Source organism: Paenibacillus sp. NPDC058898, assembly GCF_049316025.1.
In the GTDB taxonomy this organism is placed as follows: Bacteria; Bacillota; Bacilli; order Paenibacillales; family Paenibacillaceae; genus Paenibacillus_AQ.
In genome coordinates this window covers 86,474-104,442 of record NZ_JBMOSM010000016.1, presented here as the reverse complement: position 1 = coordinate 104,442, position 17,969 = coordinate 86,474, and the positions used below count along the sequence as shown (strand labels likewise).

19 protein-coding genes are annotated in these 17,969 nt (G+C 49.9%); all 19 read left to right on the top strand.

The features are described 5' to 3' along the window. Positions 1-663 precede the first annotated feature (663 nt). The 19 genes from spoIVA (at position 664) to trpC (ending at position 17,839) form a co-directional block, all read left to right on the top strand. Positions 664-2,142, top strand: a complete 1,479-nt coding sequence (spoIVA, locus tag ACOZB4_RS29430; RefSeq protein ID WP_076320959.1) for a stage IV sporulation protein A — start codon at positions 664-666, stop codon at positions 2,140-2,142. A gap of 259 nt (positions 2,143-2,401) precedes the next feature. Next, a complete protein-coding gene (locus ACOZB4_RS29425; RefSeq protein ID WP_006209463.1) occupies positions 2,402-2,674 on the top strand; it encodes an HU family DNA-binding protein in 273 nt (90 codons plus the stop codon). 84 nt (positions 2,675-2,758) lie between these two features. After that, on the top strand, positions 2,759-2,983 hold the full coding sequence (gene mtrB / locus ACOZB4_RS29420; protein WP_071223937.1) for a trp RNA-binding attenuation protein MtrB: 225 nt from the start codon (positions 2,759-2,761) through the stop codon (positions 2,981-2,983). Between the two features lie 172 nt (positions 2,984-3,155). Then, positions 3,156-3,728 (top strand): DoxX family membrane protein, encoded by a 573-nt coding sequence (locus ACOZB4_RS29415; protein WP_379414606.1) that lies wholly within the window; start codon positions 3,156-3,158, stop codon positions 3,726-3,728. A gap of 127 nt (positions 3,729-3,855) precedes the next feature. Then, positions 3,856-4,818 carry a 1,4-dihydroxy-2-naphthoate polyprenyltransferase gene (locus tag ACOZB4_RS29410; protein ID WP_339272152.1) on the top strand — a complete coding sequence of 321 codons (963 nt, stop codon included), beginning with the start codon at positions 3,856-3,858 and terminating at the stop codon, positions 4,816-4,818. Positions 4,819-4,931: 113 nt separating this feature from the next. Further along, complete coding sequence (locus tag ACOZB4_RS29405; protein WP_339272153.1) at positions 4,932-5,474, top strand: hypothetical protein; 543 nt, start codon at positions 4,932-4,934, stop codon at positions 5,472-5,474. A 112-nt stretch (positions 5,475-5,586) separates the two neighbouring features. Continuing rightward, positions 5,587-6,447 (top strand): heptaprenyl diphosphate synthase component 1, encoded by an 861-nt coding sequence (locus ACOZB4_RS29400; protein ID WP_339272154.1) that lies wholly within the window; start codon positions 5,587-5,589, stop codon positions 6,445-6,447. Between the two features lie 36 nt (positions 6,448-6,483). Then, positions 6,484-7,215, top strand: a complete 732-nt coding sequence (locus tag ACOZB4_RS29395) for a demethylmenaquinone methyltransferase (protein WP_339293499.1) — start codon at positions 6,484-6,486, stop codon at positions 7,213-7,215. Then, entirely contained in the window at positions 7,208-8,080 is an 873-nt protein-coding gene (locus tag ACOZB4_RS29390; RefSeq protein ID WP_339272155.1) for a UbiA-like polyprenyltransferase, read from the top strand. The genes ACOZB4_RS29395 and ACOZB4_RS29390 overlap by 8 nt, the downstream gene beginning before the upstream one ends. Further along, positions 8,080-8,682 (top strand): UbiX family flavin prenyltransferase, encoded by a 603-nt coding sequence (locus ACOZB4_RS29385; RefSeq protein ID WP_213645127.1) that lies wholly within the window; start codon positions 8,080-8,082, stop codon positions 8,680-8,682. Before ACOZB4_RS29390 ends, ACOZB4_RS29385 begins: the two co-directional genes overlap by 1 nt. Positions 8,683-8,870: 188 nt before the next feature. Beyond that, complete coding sequence (locus tag ACOZB4_RS29380; RefSeq protein ID WP_339292973.1) at positions 8,871-9,845, top strand: polyprenyl synthetase family protein; 975 nt, start codon at positions 8,871-8,873, stop codon at positions 9,843-9,845. A 112-nt stretch (positions 9,846-9,957) separates the two neighbouring features. After that, positions 9,958-10,401 carry a nucleoside-diphosphate kinase gene (gene ndk, locus ACOZB4_RS29375; RefSeq protein WP_098743022.1) on the top strand — a complete coding sequence of 148 codons (444 nt, stop codon included), beginning with the start codon at positions 9,958-9,960 and terminating at the stop codon, positions 10,399-10,401. Between the two features lie 40 nt (positions 10,402-10,441). Then, the gene (locus ACOZB4_RS29370; protein WP_339272157.1) at positions 10,442-11,242 is read left to right on the top strand and encodes a CheR family methyltransferase; all 801 of its coding nucleotides are present in this window, start codon (positions 10,442-10,444) and stop codon (positions 11,240-11,242) included. 169 nt (positions 11,243-11,411) lie between these two features. Then, complete coding sequence (gene aroC / locus ACOZB4_RS29365) at positions 11,412-12,581, top strand: chorismate synthase (protein ID WP_339292975.1); 1,170 nt, start codon at positions 11,412-11,414, stop codon at positions 12,579-12,581. A 1-nt stretch (position 12,582) separates the two neighbouring features. Continuing rightward, positions 12,583-13,677 (top strand): 3-dehydroquinate synthase, encoded by a 1,095-nt coding sequence (gene aroB, locus ACOZB4_RS29360; RefSeq protein WP_076320968.1) that lies wholly within the window; start codon positions 12,583-12,585, stop codon positions 13,675-13,677. A 3-nt stretch (positions 13,678-13,680) separates the two neighbouring features. Further along, complete coding sequence (gene aroH, locus ACOZB4_RS29355; RefSeq protein WP_009595253.1) at positions 13,681-14,055, top strand: chorismate mutase; 375 nt, start codon at positions 13,681-13,683, stop codon at positions 14,053-14,055. 350 nt (positions 14,056-14,405) lie between these two features. Further along, positions 14,406-15,959, top strand: coding sequence for an anthranilate synthase component I (gene trpE, locus ACOZB4_RS29350; RefSeq protein ID WP_098743026.1), 1,554 nt, complete (start codon positions 14,406-14,408; stop codon positions 15,957-15,959). A gap of 19 nt (positions 15,960-15,978) precedes the next feature. Next, positions 15,979-17,019, top strand: coding sequence for an anthranilate phosphoribosyltransferase (trpD, locus tag ACOZB4_RS29345; RefSeq protein WP_339292978.1), 1,041 nt, complete (start codon positions 15,979-15,981; stop codon positions 17,017-17,019). Further along, positions 17,009-17,839, top strand: a complete 831-nt coding sequence (gene trpC, locus ACOZB4_RS29340) for an indole-3-glycerol phosphate synthase TrpC (RefSeq protein ID WP_379414605.1) — start codon at positions 17,009-17,011, stop codon at positions 17,837-17,839. Before trpD ends, trpC begins: the two co-directional genes overlap by 11 nt. The last annotated feature ends 130 nt before the right edge of the window (positions 17,840-17,969 follow it).

The following is a 17,969-nucleotide window of genomic DNA, read 5'->3' as shown; positions in this document are numbered from 1 at the left end:
CAGATTTGTGGTCAGGCTAGCGTCTTTAGGCGCAGTTTGGCAACAGGGGGTTATACCCCAAGTGCAAACCACCCGTTGGACGGGTGGTCATGATTGACTCTGCATGGTGACCCATATCAGTAGAGGAATGAGTATGCGGAAGCCATAATGCAGCCTACATTTTATCCTTGAGACCCTTCTTCGATAGACTTTTTTGAAAATGGTTGAATCTCTTTGGAATATCTATTAAAGTGCGCGCATATTCATAATCTGAAAGAGTAGTGCGGGCAAGAGCCGGTTGCCCACATCATGAGGCATACGAAAACGTCTGAAGGCGCACAGCATGAAGATAAACCGCGCCCCAGCGGTAGTTTTCTTTACGGTATTCGATGACGGTGTCTAGTTGGTTTAGGCCTGTTCGATATCTTAAAAAAAACTGGACGGACTTTAAGGGGCAACCGTCATATTTTTGAACCCGGTACATATGATGTTACTAGTCCAAATGCATGTACGAGTTACGCCGCTTTGCCGTTTCCATCAAAACTCATGGAATACCGGCGGCGGGATGCTGGCGACATTGTAAAGGCTGCTCATCTGTTGCAATGGCTTTGGCTATGAGTGGAACACGAAGCGGATGCTCTTAAAGCATTTTTCCTTCGGAGTAATTTGAGGAGGGGATCTCTTTTGGAAAAAGTGGACATTTTTAAGGACATTGCCGAACGGACCGGAGGGGACATTTACTTAGGTGTTGTCGGTGCCGTCCGTACGGGAAAATCAACCTTCATCAAGCGGTTTATGGAGACGGTTGTTCTCCCGAACATTACGAACGAGGCGGATCGAGTAAGAGCTGTCGATGAGCTGCCTCAAAGTGCTGCAGGGAAAACAATCATGACAACCGAGCCGAAATTTGTGCCAAACAACGCGGTACAGATCAAAGTTACGGAAGGTCTTGAGGTCAACGTAAGATTGGTGGATTGTGTAGGCTATGCCGTTGAAGGCGCTAAGGGCTACGAGGACGAGAATGGCCCGAGAATGATCTCGACGCCATGGTTCGAAGAGCCGATTCCGTTCCAGGAAGCGGCAGAAATCGGAACCCGCAAAGTCATCCAGGAGCACTCCACACTTGGCGTGGTCGTCACAACAGACGGAAGCATTGCGGAAATTCCGCGAAGCTCTTATGTTGACGCTGAGGAACGCGTCATCGAGGAACTGAAGGAAGTCGGCAAGCCATTCGTGGTGGTCATCAACTCGACACGACCACGCAGTGAAGAAGCGCTTCAGCTGCGCAATGAGCTGGCTGAGAAATACGACATTCCGGTAATGACACTAAGTGCAGCTACGATGACCGAAGATGATGTAACCGGTGTTCTTCGTGAAGTATTGTATGAATTCCCAGTGCATGAAGTGAACGTCAATCTGCCTAGCTGGGTTATGGTGCTTAACGAGAACCACTGGCTGCGCAGCAACTATGAGAACTCGGTCAGAGATACCGTTAAGGATATCCGTCGTCTGCGTGACGTGGATCGGGTGGTCAGCCAGTTCATGGAGTATGACTTCATCAACCATGCTGGACTTAGCGGCATGAATATGGGTCAGGGCGTTGCTGAGATCGATCTCTTCGCACCTGACGAACTGTATGACCGGATCTTGATGGAGGTTGTGGGTGTCGAGATTCGCGGTAAAGATCATTTACTGCAGCTGATGCAAGAGTTCTCCCATGCCAAACGGGAATACGACCGCTTCGCTGAAGCGCTTGAAATGGTTAAAACGACAGGTTACGGTATCGCTGCTCCTTCCCTGGCTGAGATGGCGCTGGATGAGCCTGAGCTTATCCGTCAAGGCACTCGCTTCGGGGTAAGATTGAAAGCGACCGCGCCTTCCATCCATATGATTCGAGTCGATGTGGAATCCGAGTTCTCGCCGATTATCGGCACAGAGAAGCAGAGCGAAGAGCTTGTGCGCTATCTGATGCAGGATTTCGAGAACGATCCGATCAAGATTTGGGAATCCGATATATTCGGACGCTCGCTGCACTCGATCGTCCGTGAAGGCATTCAAGGCAAAATCGCGATGATGCCTGATAATGCGAGATATAAATTGCAAGAAACTTTAGGTCGGATCATCAACGAAGGTTCCGGCGGTTTGATCGCGATCATTCTTTAAGTGAGTATCGATAAGGTGTTGAATACGCAGTCGCTAACGGGTCTAAAGTCCCGATTAGCGGCTGTTTTTCGTGTTTTCTTTGGTTGGGTAGAGCAAAACGCTTGAAATTATGAGGTGGCTGTATTACTATAAATTTGTTCCGCGTCATGCATTCTAAACGCGAGATAGGGGTAAAATACCCGATTGCACGTATAATTTGCGGTAAAACGGAAACAGTGAATAGCAAGTGGAGCACATTCCTTGTTAGGGAGGTGAAAGAATGAATAAATCGGATCTGATTACACAAGTAGCTGAATCTACTGAGCTCTCCAAGAAGGATGCAACTAAAGCGGTTGATGCCGTTTTCGATGCAATCTCCGAAGCTTTGCAAAGTGGAGACAAGGTACAGCTGGTCGGCTTTGGCAACTTCGAGGTTCGCGAGCGTTCCGCACGGAAAGGCCGCAACCCGCAAACAGGTGAAGAAATCGAAATCCCTGCGAGCAAAATTCCTGCATTTAAACCTGGTAAAGCGCTCAAAGACGGAATCAAATAAAGATTTCTACATATTACCTAAGAGCACAGGTCGTGAATTCGTTCACGGCCTTTTCTTTTAGCTTACGGTGAGGAGGTCTGAACAATGGAGAACGTTCAAAACGGGGATTATTTTATCGTTAAAGCGCTGGACCATGGCGTGCAGGTGATTGGCCTTACCCGCGGTCAGGACACCCGGTTTCATCATACCGAAAAGCTGGACAAAGGCGAGGTCATCATCGCCCAGTTCACGGATCATACATCTGCGGTCAAAATCCGCGGCAAAGCTGAGGTCATGACCAAACACGGGAAGATTGAATCAGGCATCTGATTAGACTTATCATCTTGGCTAAGCCCCACCAAATTGGTGGGGCTTTTTTATGTTTGATGTTTCCGTGGAAAGATTGTGTGTTAATCAATTGTTAAATGACCCTTGTTGGATTCGTGAACGTTGTATATACTAGCGGAATGAATAAAAATACGAAAGGATGTTTAAAGAAATCATGGCAAAGCAATTTAGAGAGGGACAATATGTGGTGGTCCCTGAAAATCCGGTATCCCTGTTTCTGTTCAGCAGTACTCGCTCCGGCTGGATTTGGCTGCTCGTGAGGCTGTATCTCGGTTATTCTTGGTTAACGTCGGGGCTGAAAAAGCTGACGGCGGAAGCCTGGACGGGAAGCGAAGCCGGCGCGGCCATTCAGGGGTTTGTCGGGGGAGCGCTGGCTAAGGCGGAAGAAGGGAAGGACGTCACCGGATGGTATGCTTCTTTTCTCGAAGGGTTTGTGCTTCCCAACGCCAAGCTGTTTTCGTATATGGTGTCCTTCGGTGAGGTGTTGGTCGGACTCGGGCTGATTTTGGGTCTGCTGACGGGCATTGCCGCGTTTTTCGGCGGATTAATGAATGCCAGCTTTTTATTCGCGGGCACGGTAAGCTCCAATCCGTTATTCTTTATATTGGCCACATGGCTGGTAATGGCCTGGAAAGTGGCGGGCTGGTATGGTCTGGACCGTTGGGCGCTGCCGCTGCTGGGTACGCCTTGGAGCCGCAGGCGCAAGGATCAGGACATTTTGGAATAAATTTGATTTTACTCTAAAAGTAACATTCGTCACTTTTGCAACGCGTTTGTCAAGTACAATTCCAACAGACCGCGGCCATGAAATCCTTTAATCTGAAATCAGATCAATTGGATAAAGGATGATGGTCATGGGAATCCGAGCTTTTTTTAAACTGGTGGAAATTCAGACAAAGGTAGCCAGCATGATTCCGTTTCTGTTCGGAACTTTGTATGCACTGTTTCGTTTTCAGCAGTTCGATGGGTATCATTTTGCCCTGATGCTTGCATCATTGCTGTCGTTTGATATGGCAACGACGGCAATCAATAACTATTACGATTATAAAAAAGCGATTAAAAAGAACGGCTTCGGTTACGAGGAGCACAATGCCATTGTACGATATAATCTTAAGGAGCCTGCGGTGGTGTCCGTCATCATCTTGCTGCTCTTGACAGCCATTGGTGCGGGGATCGCACTATTCCTGTCTACGGGCTGGTTGATCCTGCTGCTCGGGGGATTGTCTTTTGCCGTAGGGATATTATATTCGTTCGGACCGATTCCGATTTCGCGGATGCCGCTAGGCGAGCTGTTCTCCGGATTGTTTATGGGATTTGTCATTATATTTATTTCGGCTTGGATCCATGCGGAGGGCAACCATCTGGCGGTTTTGGACCTGCACGGCAGTGTTCTGTCCCTTCAGGTGAACCTTCCTGAGGTACTGCTGCTGCTGGTGGTATCACTGCCGGCCATACTTGGGATTGCCAACATCATGTTGGCCAACAACATCTGCGACATGGATGAGGATATGGAGAACAAGCGGTATACGCTGCCGGTATATATAGGATTCAGACCTTCTCTAAAGCTGTTCCGAATTCTGTATTGCCTTGCTTATCTGGACCTGGCGGCTCTTCTCCTGATGAAAGTGCATCCCGTGTTAGTGCTTCTGGTGTTTGTCACCCTTGTCCCGATTTATAAAAAAAGCGCCGTTTTCACCGCCCATCCATCCAAAGAGAAGACATTTGTGATTGCGGTGCAAAATTTCGTGCTCATGAATCTGGCGCGGATCGCCGCGCTGGGGGTAGCAGTGGTATGGACTTCTCGACCCTTTTTCTAAACCGAATACGGTTCGTTTTACCTGAAGCAGGCATAGCCTGCTTTTTTTCTTTATACAATGAGGTATGGACTAATGAGGACCGGAAGAAACTAGGAATAGAGGAGGTTTAGGATATGAAGCACTGGCAATCTGTACGAGCCGTACTCCTGCCCGCGGCGATTGCATTCATCATACTCGCACTGTTAATGGGGCTTCAATCACAAGCCCGTTATAAGGTCGGCGCTGTGACAGCGGCGATACCCTATCACAGCCGCGAATTAAGCGATGCCGGATTAGTGGACTCCCTAAAGAATCTTCCTCTTCATCTAAAAATAAGCCGGGCAGATTATGATGAAGGCGCGTTGACGCTGGATATCAAATTGAGCGACCCCGCGGAGACGGCCGCCGAGGTTTATGAGGATATCGCCAGCATTATGTCCTTTACGTTCGAAGGAACGGATAATGTGCAGCAGTTGTATCTAAGAGTAGTAGCCATCGATCGTTGGGGAGGGAAGCGGTATATGCTGCTGGCTTCGAATATGAGCAAGGATACCTGGAACTCACGCTATGCAGAAGCTCTAACCCAACTTGAGAACGGCGATGTTCCGCCATCTATTGCTGCCGCTCTTAACCTAACGTTTACGAATCTTTGGCTAAAGCAGTTCAGCAGCCCATGATAGGGGTAAAATAGTAAGTGACAGGGCATGTACGTGTCTTGAACATGTGTTATAATAGATTGGATTGTGGGCTCAATTGGACAAAAGAACATCAAGTGCACGGAGGCTGAGAATGAAATCGTATCGCGTACCAGAACTGGCAGAGAAATATTTAAATTATGATATGATTCAAAACCACACGGAACTTCCGAATTTTCCGGATGCCCGTGTTCATTTGCTATACATATTTTTAAAGGATTCGGGACGAAATCTTGCCGGTCATGAAGAATTGTACGCACTGGTTACCTCACTGGTTCAAGTGGGACTCGATACGCATGAGAGCATCGACGTTACGGAGGGCAATCAAGGAGAGGCGATGATGCGATCCCGGCAGTTAAAAGTGCTTGCAGGGGATTACTTCAGCAGTCGTTTTTATCAACTCCTTGCCTTAAAGGGCGAAATTGCTGTCATCTCGCTTCTTAGCAAGGCTGTTAGCGATGTGAACGTGTTGAAGATGAGATTGTACGGCAAAATGAAAAAAACGCTGCTGCCTTCTGAAGAATATCTACGGCTAACGGTACAGCTGAATATGCAGCTGTTTCTTTCTTTTACTCCGCTGCTTGAGAAGTCCGTACAAGAAACATGGGAGAAGCTGCTCAAAGAATTTACGGAATGTGAAACACTTGTGCGGGAGATGGAACGCTGTGCGACGCCTGAAATTGGCAGATGCGGTTACGTGTACTGGCATCTGATCGAATCGGGGAGCGACGAGGAACGGAGAATGCTGGTTGGCAAGAAGACGGATATGAAGGACTGGAGGAAGCTGATCCTGAAGCACAAGGTTTCGGAGAAGCTGCTGGACAAGCTGCGCGAATCCGTTAATGCCGTACAGCTGCTGCTGGCAAGCCGTGTAGGAGAGAGCCCGTACGCCGGTATGCTGGACCCGTTCCTGAAACGGCTCAGCACGTATAGGTCCGTCGTAAGTGAAGGGTAGGGGGATGCTGTGGATAATCAAGCAACGAAGTTAGACATGAATAAGCATGATGGCAAAAACCCGAAAGAGCAATACGTCCACTCCGTCTTTGAAAGCATTTCGGGAAAGTATGATATTATGAATGATATTCTGAGCTTTCGAAGACATAAAGCCTGGCGCAAGTTTACGATGAAAAAGATGAACATGCGCCAAGGCGATACAGCTATCGATTTATGCTGTGGTACTTGTGACTGGACGATCAGTATGGCCCAGGCAAGTGAATCAGGACACATAGTCGGACTCGATTTCAGTGAGGGGATGCTGAATGTCGGCCGGGGGAAGGTTGCCAAGCAGGGGCTGGACCAACAGATAGACCTGGTTCAGGGAAACGCCATGAACCTGCCATTCGAAGACAATCAGTTCGATTACGCGACGATCGGTTTCGGTCTTCGCAATGTGCCGGATTACATGCAGGTTCTGCATGAGATGAAACGCGTGGTTAAGCCTGGCGGGATGGTTGTATGTTTGGAATTGTCCAAGCCGACTTGGCAGCCGTTCAAAGGCATTTATTATTTCTACTTTCAACAAGTGCTGCCTCGGATGGGGAAACTGGTAGCCAAGCGTTACGAGCAGTATAAGTGGCTGCCGGAATCGCTGGCTTTGTTCCCAGGACGAGAGGAGCTTGCCGAAGCTTTCCGTCAGACCGGACTTCAACAGGTTCAGGCCTATCCCTTGACTGGTGGCATAGCAGCCTTACATATTGGGATCAAGGAGAATCTGGATGTTTAAGAAAATAGGAACTTATCTTGAAATGATTAAAGTGGAGCATACACTGTTTGCTCTGCCTTTCGCTTTTATGGGGGCGATTCTAGGATCGGCCGTTGTGTTTGACCAATTACCATCCTGGGGAGATATCGGCTGGATCTTTCTTGCCATGTTCGGTGCACGCAGCGCTGCGTTCGGATTGAATCGGCTCACGGACCAGCATATCGATGCCAAGAACCCCCGCACCGTAAATCGCGCCATTCCGGCAGGGCTGCTGAAGCCGCTGGAAGTTATCTTATTCATTATTCTGTCTTTCGCGGTGTTTTTCTGGGCCACTTACATGCTGGATCCATTTGCTTTCCGTTTGCTGCCTATTGCTATTTTTATGCTTATTATTTATTCATACACCAAACGGTTTACTTGGCTTTGTCATCTGGTGCTCGGGCTTACAACAGCATTGGCTCCACTTGGGGGATGGGTTGCGGTAACCGGTCAAATCGACTGGAAGGCCATTGTGTTCTATATCGCGCTTGCGTTCTGGACAGCGGGATTTGATATTGTCTACGCTTGCCAGGATGAGAAGTTTGATGCAACAGAAAAGCTGTATTCAATTCCATCCCGGTTCGGCTTGCATAAAGCATTGTGGTTCGCACGCGGATTTCACGTTGTAACAGCCATCGGCTTTGTCATTCTTTTCTTTGTCACACCGGTTGGCTGGTGGTATCTGATCGGCATGATCATCGCCTGCGGAATTTTGTTCTATCAGCATTACATCTTATCGCCTAACGATATGAGCCGTCTGCAAACTGCCTTTTTTACGATGAACAGTACACTGAGCATTATCCTGTTTGTATTCACTTTAATTGATTTGGTGGTGCGGTATATCTGATGAAATCCATGCGCAGAAAAAGCTGGGTTGTCGGTATTACGGGAGCCAGCGGCAGCATCTACGGTGTTCGCCTTACCGAGAGCCTGCTCTCGCTGGGATATGATGTGCATTTGATCATTTCCAATGCGGGGTGGCGTGTCCTGAAGGAGGAAATGGGCTTTCAGGCAGGCAACCGCGAAGAAGTGCTGGCCGAGAAATTCGGCGGATACGAGGGGAGTGTGATGTACCATCCCATCTCCGACATCGGGGCCACGATCGCCAGTGGATCTTTCCTGGTGGAAGGCATGATCATCATGCCATGCTCCATGGGGACATTATCCTCAGTGGCACACGGATCTTCCGACAATCTGATGGGACGCGCCGCGGATGTGATGATGAAAGAAGGCCGTCCTCTGGTACTTGTCCCGAGAGAGACGCCTTTGCATGCCATTCACCTGGAGAACATGCTGACGCTGGCCAAGCTTGGCGTCAAAATCATTCCCGCGATGCCCGCGTTCTATTACGGACCGAAGACCATTGATGATATCGTGAATTTTCTGGTCGGCAAGGTATTGGACAGCTTGCGCATCGAACATCAACTGTATACGAGATGGGGAGATTAGCAGGCAGGGGTGCATCGAAGGCGTTGGCGGCTGTTGAAATGACGACTCTACGAACCTGTGCTGCGATTTTGACGAACGACAACAGGAAGGTTAAGCTTATATTTCAAGTCGTAGATCAACTTGGCCAGCTAAGATCGCAAGGTAATGCCGGAGTTATGGAATGAGAATCTAAGCATATGGGTGAAAAGATGAAACGATTTGACATATTCGGAACATTAAAAAAAGATATGGACGTTATCGAGAAGGAACTCTATCTCAGCGTCGAGGGCGACAGCCCCGAGCTGACAGAGACTTCCTTGCATCTGCTTAGAGCAGGAGGCAAGCGGCTCCGTCCTGTTTTTGTACTGATGGGCGGTAAGTTCGGCGACTATGACATTGACAAGCTGAAGCATGTAGCCGTGCCGCTTGAGCTGATTCACAGCGCATCGCTCGTTCACGATGACGTGATCGATGATGCGGACACGCGGCGCGGCAAGCCAACGGTAAAAGCGAAATGGGACAACCGGATTGCCATGTATACCGGCGACTATATTTACGGCAAGGCGCTGGAGCTGACGACCCACCTGAAGCAGCCAGAGATTCATCAGATTCTCGCCAAGGCCATGGTTGAAATGTCCATCGGCGAAATGGAGCAGATTCGCGATTTCTTTAATACCGATCAGGACGTCAGAAGATACCTTCTTCGCATTCGCCGCAAGACGTCGCTCTTGATCGCGGTCAGCTGCCAGCTCGGAGCACTGGCTGCGGATGCGGACCGCAAAATCGCAAACAGCCTGTATCGATTCGGATATAACGTCGGCATGGCCTTTCAGATTCAAGACGATCTTCTGGATCTATGCGGGACGGAGAAGCAGATTGGCAAGCCGCCGGGGAGTGATATGAGGCAGGGGAATATTACGCTGCCTGTTATATTTGCGCTCGGAGATAGCAAACGAAGGGAGCCGCTGCTGCAAGAGCTGGATCGGATTCATACACTGAATGGTCAGTGTGATGTGACTGACGCTGTGAAGCTTGTAACCTCTAGCGATGGTATATCGAGATCTGAGGCACTAGCTGATCGGTATATCCGTAAAGCATTGGACGCATTGGATACTTTGCCTGACATCAAGACCAAAAAACAGCTTAGAGATATCGCAAATTTTATTACGAAGCGGTCATATTAGCTCTTAACCATGAGGTTGCTTTCTGTTAAAATACGGGTACAAACATGTAACATCACCTGAGCATGGAATGATTGTTCAATATCCTAGAATGAGGGGAAGCGTGATGAGGCCAATGGAACGTACTTTTTTAATGATTAAACCGGATGGTGTACAGCGTGGGCTGATCGGCCGAATCGTCGGCCGTTTGGAGGATAAAGGATTCAAGCTGGTTGCAGGCAAGTTCCTGCAGATTTCAGACGAGCAGGCCAAGCGCCATTATGCGGAACATGAAGGCAAAGATTTTTTTGAAAATCTGGTTGGATTTATAACGTCTGGACCGGTGTTTGCGATGGTGTGGGAAGGGGATGACATCATTGCATTGTCCCGCCAAGTGATCGGCAAAACGAATGTGAAGGATGCGCTGCCCGGGACGATTCGTGGGGATTTTTCAGCCCATACACCGCACAATCTGATTCATGGATCGGATTCACCGGAGAGTGCCCAACGCGAAATTGCCAATTTCTTTGAAGAGAAGGAATTGGTTGAATATAACAAGACGCTGTCCCCTTGGCTGTAAGCGAAGGAAGCGGCATAATCTGATTAAACAGGATGATACGATGACGGAACATGAACTTGTGCTGGATGATCCGGATTATATAGGCTTTGTTCGCAGTATCGAACGAAGCACGGGGATCAATCTGGCAGATTATAAAGAAGCGCAGATGAAGCGAAGGCTGACAACGCTGCGTTTGAAGAAAGGGTTTGAAACCTTTTCGGCCTTCTACGACGCGATGATGAAGGACAAGCCATTATTTCATGAGTTTTTGGACCGAATGACAATTAATGTCTCGGAGTTTTGGCGCAATCCCAACCGGTGGGAAGTTCTCCGCGATAAAATATTGCCAGAGATATCCCGGCAGAATCCCGGGGTATTGAAAATATGGAGCGCTGCCTGCTCCACGGGTGAGGAGCCATATACGCTTGCCATGATACTGTCCGAACAGAACATGCTGAGCCGTGCGCGTATCGTGGCGACAGACATTGATGATGGGGCATTACATAAAGCGAAGGAAGGCCTATATGTCGAGAGGTCATTGAAAGATGTGCCTCCGGATGTAGCCGCCCGCTATTTTAAAGAAGAAGGTTCGGTGTATCGCTTCAGTGAGCATTTGAAGAAGGAAGTAACCTTTCATAAGCAGAATTTGCTGACGGACCGGTTTGAGACTGGATATGATCTGATTGTTTGCCGAAACGTGATGATTTATTTCACGGAAGGGGCCAAGCATAAGCTGTACCAGAAGTTTGCGTCAAGCCTAAAGCCAGGCGGATTTTTGTTTGTGGGCAGCACGGAGCAGATCTTTAATCCTGGACAATATAATCTGGAGAGCAACGAGACTTTCTTCTACCGTAAAATTTAATAGAAATGGCTATCATAACGCATAAGCGCTTTTCAATCCGGAGGATGAGAGGCGCTTTTGCTTGTCCTGCGGCATTCTTGTCAAAGCGTTAGACCTATACTATAATGAGCAGAAGATATTTACGGAGTTTAGCGGTTTAACGCTTAAAAGTTTAAAGGGGGAAAGCATCATGAGCTTACGCTTTTTAACTGCTGGGGAAACACACGGTCCTCAGTTGACTACCATAATCGAAGGACTTCCAAGCAATTTGGAGCTTGATTTTGAAGCATTGAACTTTCAGCTTCATCGGAGACAGAAGGGGTATGGCCGAGGACGCCGCATGCAGATTGAGAAGGATACCGCGCAAATCCTTGGTGGTGTGCGTCACGGATATACAACGGGTGCGCCAATCGCGTTGGTCGTGCAGAATAACGACTGGAAGCATTGGCAGAACATTATGAATGTGGAGCCGATTGAAGGTAGCGACGAGGTGAAAAGACGGGTGCATCGCCCAAGACCGGGGCATGCTGACTTGAACGGCGGTTTGAAGTACAACCTGAAGGATCTGCGTAATGTGCTGGAACGCTCCAGTGCCCGTGAAACCACAGTCCGCGTAGCGGTTGGCGCTATCGCCAGACAATTCCTGGCACAATTCGGCGTTAAAGTGGCTGGCCAGGTCATTCGGATTGGCGAGATCGAAGCTCCCCCGCACAATCTTTCGATTGATGAGCTGATCGAGCGTACGGAAGCCTCCTCGGTTCGCGTCGTGGATGAAGAGACGGAGAAGAAGATGGAAGCCTACATAGATCAGATCAAAAAAGAAGGCGACTCCATTGGCGGCATCGTGGAATGTATCATCGAAGGTTTGCCGGTCGGACTGGGCAGCCATGTCCAATATGACCGCAAGCTGGATGGCCGCATCGCACAAGGCGTGATGTCCATCAATGCCTTTAAGGGTGTTGAAGTCGGCATCGGATTTGAAGCAGGCGAACTGCCCGGTTCCCAGGTGCATGACGAGATTATGTATAGTGAAGAGCGCGGATACTACCGCGCAACCAATCGCCTAGGCGGATTTGAAGGCGGGATGACCAACGGCATGCCGATCGTTGTTCGCGGCGTCATGAAGCCGATTCCAACACTGTACAAGCCGCTTCAAAGCGTGGATATCGATACGAAGGAAGCTTTCACGGCTCAGGTTGAACGCTCGGATGCCTGTGCGGTTCCGGCAGCCAGCGTTGTTATGGAGCATGTGGTGACCTGGGAGGTAGCGAAGGCGTTTCTTGAGAAGTTTGGCGGTGATTCGATGGAAGAAATTCATGCGAATTACCAGAACTACCTGAAGCAGCTGGAGAACTACTGATATGAGAACACTTCAGGTGGAGCTGGGAGAGCGTTCATATCCGATTTATATCGGAGCTGGGATTTTGGATACGATTGGTGAGTTAAGCACGAAGCATGGAATCACACGCAAGAGCCCGCATTTGATCGTAACGGATGATAAAGTGGCGCCTCATTATTTGTCTCAAGTGGAGGAGCAGTTAAAGTCGAAAGGATATACGGTTATTTCTCACATAGTCCCTTCCGGTGAATCCTCCAAATCGCTTCAGGTCTATGAAGAGGTAATGACGACAGCGATCAACGGTAAACTGGACCGCAGCTCGGCAGTATTTGCGCTGGGCGGAGGCGTTGTAGGTGATTTGGCTGGATTCGTCGCGGCAACGTACATGCGCGGCGTGACATTTGTGCAGATCCCGACTACTATCCTGGCCCATGACAGCAGCGTCGGCGGCAAAGTGGCGGTCAACCATCCGTTAGCTAAAAATATGATCGGCGCGTTTCATCAACCCGTCATGGTAGTTTACGATGTAAATACGCTGATGTCTTTGCCTCCGCGAGAGGTATCTTCTGGTCTTGCGGAAATGGTGAAGCATGGCTTGATCCTGGACCGTGATTTTGCCTATTGGTGCCGGGAGAACGGCTCGAAGCTGCTGAGCCTGGATCCCGATACGTTGATATACGGCCTGGAGCGCGGATGTGCGATCAAGGCGGACGTGGTATCCCAGGACGAGCGGGAAGGCGGTTTGCGTGCCATCCTTAATCTGGGGCATACCATCGGCCATGCCATTGAAGCCGTTGGCGGCTACGGACGCTTTTTGCACGGTGAGGCGATTGCAATCGGAATGGCCGGTTCGGCCCGCCTTGCAGAAAAGCTTGGCAGATCTGCGAATCTGCACAACGAGACAGTGAGCATGCTGAAGGCGGTGAATCTGCCGGTAATCTTGCCGGGTGACGTCTCGGTTGAGCGGATTATGGATGCGATGCAGCACGATAAAAAGTTTGCCGAGGGGAATATGGTATTTATCGTACCGGAATCCATCGGCTCCGTCAGCATCGTTAAGGATGTACCGGTAGAAGCTGTTCGATCTGTGGTTGAGCAGTTGAAGGGAGAGGGATAGTTCATGATGAATCGGGGAATCCGGGGGGCGACAACCGTCACCCGTAACGATGAGCAGGAGATTGTACAGGAAACGCTGCGGCTGCTTGAAGAGATGGTGAGACGCAACGAGCTCCAGCCGGAGTATATCAGCAACATATGGATTACGATGACACAGGATCTGGATGCGACGTTTCCAGCCAAAGCGATACGCCAGCTGGAGGGCTGGGATCTCGTTCCTTTAATGTGTTCGGTTGAAATACCGGTTCAAGGAAGTCTGCCGCGCTGCATCCGCTTCATGGTGCAGGTCAATACGGATAAAAGCCAGAGCGAGATCAAGCATGTGTATTTGAACGAAGCCAAGCGGCTGCGTCCGGATTTATCAGGCTCCAACGCTTGATGTTGAAATTTAGGGTTGCAGTAACACGGCATCATCCTGTATAGTGATATCAGAATAGCTGAGTAGAGTTAGGTTTTACAGATGAGTTGAGAAGAGCTGAGGCATTTTAGGCAATAACATAATCGGGATTAAGGATGAACTTGATTTCATGATGAATAGTACAGCACGTTCACACGGCTGGTTACAAGCCTATTTCTTGTATCCGTCTAAGAACAACAGCCGCTGTAGTTTGTCGTTGAATAGTTGGAATTCCTTGACCGCGCTCTTTTTTCATAGACTTATTCTGAACGTTAACCTCTACTTCGGTAGAGGTTTTTTTGTTGTATACCATCAATTAAGGAGGGATTGACATGGCGAATCCATCAATGGAGCAAGTGGTGGCTATGGCAGGTGAATATAACCTGATTCCGGTAGCGATTAGACTGTTAGCCGACATGGAAACCCCGATTCGCATTTTTCAGCGGTATGCGGAACGGAAGCGGGCATTTTTACTTGAAAGCGTTGAGGGTGGAGTACAGTGGGCACGGTATTCGTTTATCGGAACAGACCCCTTCTTAATGATCACGGGTAAAAAAGGCAAGATCGAAATTGAAAGGAACGGAGAGCGTTCCCTGCTGAAAGGAAAGCCTGTCGAGGAGTTAAAGGCGCTGCTGCGAACGTACCGCAGCCCGCAGCTGAAGGAGATGCCACCTTTTACCGGAGGGGCAATCGGATTTTTCGGATATGACCTGCTCCAATATTATGAGAAGCTTCCGGCACATGCGATGGACGATCTCGGAATGGATGATATAAGGTTCATGTTTTGCGATCAAGTCATTGTCTTCGACCATGTGAAACAGCAGATCATGCTGGTTGGCAACGTACACGTGAAACCGGGTGATTCGGACGAAAACATTCGGCAAAGCTATCGGGATGTATGCCGTACCTTGGAAGCAGCAGCCGAGCAGCTGCAAGAGCAGGGACCGCGGGAGAACGTGAACTCCAAAGGCATTCCAGCGGATGTTGATATGGGCGACATTAAATCCAATATGACAAAAGAGAAGTACCTCTCTAATGTGGAGCAAGCGAAGGAATACATTCGCGCAGGGGACATTTTTCAGGTGGTATTGTCCCAGCGCTTCCATATTGAGACCGAAGTATCGCCGCTTCACGTATACCGGGTGCTGAGAACGCTGAATCCTTCGCCGTATATGTATTACCTCAAAATGGACGACGACATTATCGTGGGTACATCCCCGGAAGCCCTGGTGAAGGTGGATGGACGAAGATTGGAAACTAGACCGATTGCAGGCACCAGGCCTAGAGGCAGCGATGAGGCCGAAGACCAGGCACTGGCCGATGATCTGCTGCAGGACGAGAAGGAACGCGCCGAGCATTTGATGCTGGTGGATCTGGGGCGTAATGACCTGGGCCGTGTGTCAGAGTTCGGCACGGTGAAGTGCGACACGTTCATGGAGATTGAAAAATACTCCCATGTGATGCATATGGTATCCAGCGTTTCGGGTCAGTTGAGTGAGGATAAGGATTTTTTCGATGCTTTTCTGTCCTGCTTGCCAGCAGGAACGGTATCCGGTGCTCCGAAACTAAGGGCCATGGAAATTATTGCGGAGCTAGAGCGGGAGGCTAGAGGCGCGTATGCCGGGGCCATCGGTTATCTCGGCTTTGGCGGCAATATGGATTCCTGCATTACGATCCGGACGATCATTTTCCGTCAGGGCAAAGCTTATGTTCAGGCGGGGGCAGGCATCGTATGGGACTCGGTACCGGAGAAGGAATATGAAGAAACCGTCAACAAAGCCAAAGGGATGCTGAAAGCGATCCGCGTCGCTGAAGCGATGTTCCCGTCCAGCACGGATGCTAACGATTTAATTAATCAGGATTATCTGTACCAATACACACCTTAAACCGAAGGGGGAGAACGTAATGAACGTCATGGAAACGATGCAATCCAGCCTTACGAAGCTGATTCAAGGTCAAGATTTGAGCCGGAACGAAGCACGCGGGGTCATGCAGTCCATTATGGAAGGCCAGGCAACCCATTCTCAAATCGGGGCGCTGCTTACTGCCCTGAGAATGAAGGGGGAGACAGTTGAAGAGATCACCGGCTTCGCCGAGGCGATGCGTGGTGCGGGCGGGCGCGTCGTTACCGAGCGGAACCAGCTGCTGGATACATGCGGCACAGGAGGATCCGGGATTCACAAGTTTAACATTTCTACCGTATCCGCCATTATTTCCTCCTCGGTTTCGGTCAGAGTGGCCAAACACGGCAACCGCTCGGCATCTGGACGGGCGGGCAGCGCCGATGTGCTGGAAGCGCTGGGCGTGAATATCCACTTGACGGCAGAGCAAGCGACAGCCTGTCTGAATGATATCGGAATCTGTTTCCTGTTTGCCCAGATCTATCATCCATCGATGAAATATGCGGCAGCTCCTCGCAAAGAGCTCGGGGTTCGAACCGTATTTAACATGCTGGGGCCTTTGACAAATCCGGCGGGCGCAGATCGGCAGATGCTCGGGATATACGACATGAACAAAACGGAAACCATCGCGCAGGTGCTCAAGGAGCTTGGCTTAAAGCGTGCCATGGTGGTGACCAGCCATGATGGTTTGGATGAAATCAGCATTTCCGCGCCTACGCGAGTCTCCGAGCTCCGTGGCGGAGAAGTCCGTACTTATGATATTCATCCGCATGATCTGGGACTGTCAGTTCATCCGATGAGCGATATTCTGGGCGGTGATGCCAAAGAGAACGCAGCCATTATCGGATCGGTGCTGCGCGGTGAGCGCAATGCTTATCGGGATATCGTGCTTGCCAATGCCGGTGCCTGCATCTATGTGTCTGGGCTTGCGGATAGTTTGGCTGAAGGTGTGCAGCGCGCAGCGGGAGCCATCGATTCAGGGCTGGCTCAGTCTAAGCTGGAGCAGCTGATCTCAAGAACGGGGGAAATGAGTTATGTATCTTGATCGAATAGTCGAAACGAAGCGCAGGGAGGTTGCCCAACTGCGGGAAACATTCAGCATCTCGGAGGCCGAGAGGCTAATCGCGGATTTACCGCCGACTCTCGGTTTTGAGAAGGCGTTGTCCACGGGGCGTAAACGCAGCATGGGATTAATCGCCGAGGTGAAGAAGGCTTCGCCGTCCAAAGGGTTAATTCGTCCGGACTTTGACCCGATTATGATCGCCAAAGCTTATGAGGCAGCCGATGCCGATTGCCTATCCGTGCTGACCGACAAGGACTATTTCCAGGGCAGTGGAGAGTATTTGAAAGCGGTAAGGGCGGCTGTCAACATTCCTTTGCTGCGCAAGGATTTCATTATCGACGAGACTCAGATTTACGAAGCGCGCCTGTTAGGTGCGGACGCGGTTCTCTTGATCGCGAGCATACTGGAGCCTGAGCGGATCGCGGAGTTTATAGACATCGCCGGTTCTATTGGCTTGGATTGCCTGATTGAGGTCCATGATGGGCAGGAGCTGGAATCGGTTCTTAAGCTGGGAACAGCTCATCTTATCGGAATTAACAATCGCAATCTGCGGACCTTTGAAACATCGCTGCAGACAACGGCGGATATCGCGGCACAAGTTCCGCAGGGAGTTACGTTGATCAGCGAGAGCGGAATATCAGGCCCCGCCGATATTTCCTACTTGCATTATGTTGGGGCACATGGTGTTCTGGTAGGGGAGCATTTCATGCGCCAGCAGGATGTGTTCCGTGCAGTTAACGATCTGATGGGACCCTTGCCGATCGCTGTAGATATAGAGGTTGTTCAAAAAGCCCGCTTTTGATCACGAAGCGAATCAGGAAGCCACTCGGCATCGAATCTTGAATTCAGCCGGGCCTTCCGGTGCTCACGTACCAAAAACGTACGCTCCGCTCCTCAGTCCCTAGCTTCATCCAACCTTCTCGGTGCTGAAA

Coding starts and splice junctions, on each gene's coding strand:
- ACOZB4_RS29390 (WP_339272155.1), top strand. CDS start 7,208: ATGTTTAAGAAAATAGGAACTTATCTTGAAATGATTAAAGTGGAGCAT.
- aroB (WP_076320968.1), top strand. CDS start 12,583: ATGAGAACACTTCAGGTGGAGCTGGGAGAGCGTTCATATCCGATTTAT.
- ACOZB4_RS29370 (WP_339272157.1), top strand. CDS start 10,442: ATGACGGAACATGAACTTGTGCTGGATGATCCGGATTATATAGGCTTT.
- aroC (WP_339292975.1), top strand. CDS start 11,412: ATGAGCTTACGCTTTTTAACTGCTGGGGAAACACACGGTCCTCAGTTG.
- trpC (WP_379414605.1), top strand. CDS start 17,009: ATGTATCTTGATCGAATAGTCGAAACGAAGCGCAGGGAGGTTGCCCAA.
- trpE (WP_098743026.1), top strand. CDS start 14,406: ATGGCGAATCCATCAATGGAGCAAGTGGTGGCTATGGCAGGTGAATAT.
- ndk (WP_098743022.1), top strand. CDS start 9,958: ATGGAACGTACTTTTTTAATGATTAAACCGGATGGTGTACAGCGTGGG.
- ACOZB4_RS29395 (WP_339293499.1), top strand. CDS start 6,484: ATGAATAAGCATGATGGCAAAAACCCGAAAGAGCAATACGTCCACTCC.
- ACOZB4_RS29380 (WP_339292973.1), top strand. CDS start 8,871: ATGAAACGATTTGACATATTCGGAACATTAAAAAAAGATATGGACGTT.
- ACOZB4_RS29405 (WP_339272153.1), top strand. CDS start 4,932: ATGAAGCACTGGCAATCTGTACGAGCCGTACTCCTGCCCGCGGCGATT.
- aroH (WP_009595253.1), top strand. CDS start 13,681: ATGATGAATCGGGGAATCCGGGGGGCGACAACCGTCACCCGTAACGAT.
- mtrB (WP_071223937.1), top strand. CDS start 2,759: ATGGAGAACGTTCAAAACGGGGATTATTTTATCGTTAAAGCGCTGGAC.
- ACOZB4_RS29400 (WP_339272154.1), top strand. CDS start 5,587: ATGAAATCGTATCGCGTACCAGAACTGGCAGAGAAATATTTAAATTAT.
- ACOZB4_RS29415 (WP_379414606.1), top strand. CDS start 3,156: ATGGCAAAGCAATTTAGAGAGGGACAATATGTGGTGGTCCCTGAAAAT.
- ACOZB4_RS29425 (WP_006209463.1), top strand. CDS start 2,402: ATGAATAAATCGGATCTGATTACACAAGTAGCTGAATCTACTGAGCTC.
- ACOZB4_RS29385 (WP_213645127.1), top strand. CDS start 8,080: ATGAAATCCATGCGCAGAAAAAGCTGGGTTGTCGGTATTACGGGAGCC.
- trpD (WP_339292978.1), top strand. CDS start 15,979: ATGAACGTCATGGAAACGATGCAATCCAGCCTTACGAAGCTGATTCAA.
- ACOZB4_RS29410 (WP_339272152.1), top strand. CDS start 3,856: ATGGGAATCCGAGCTTTTTTTAAACTGGTGGAAATTCAGACAAAGGTA.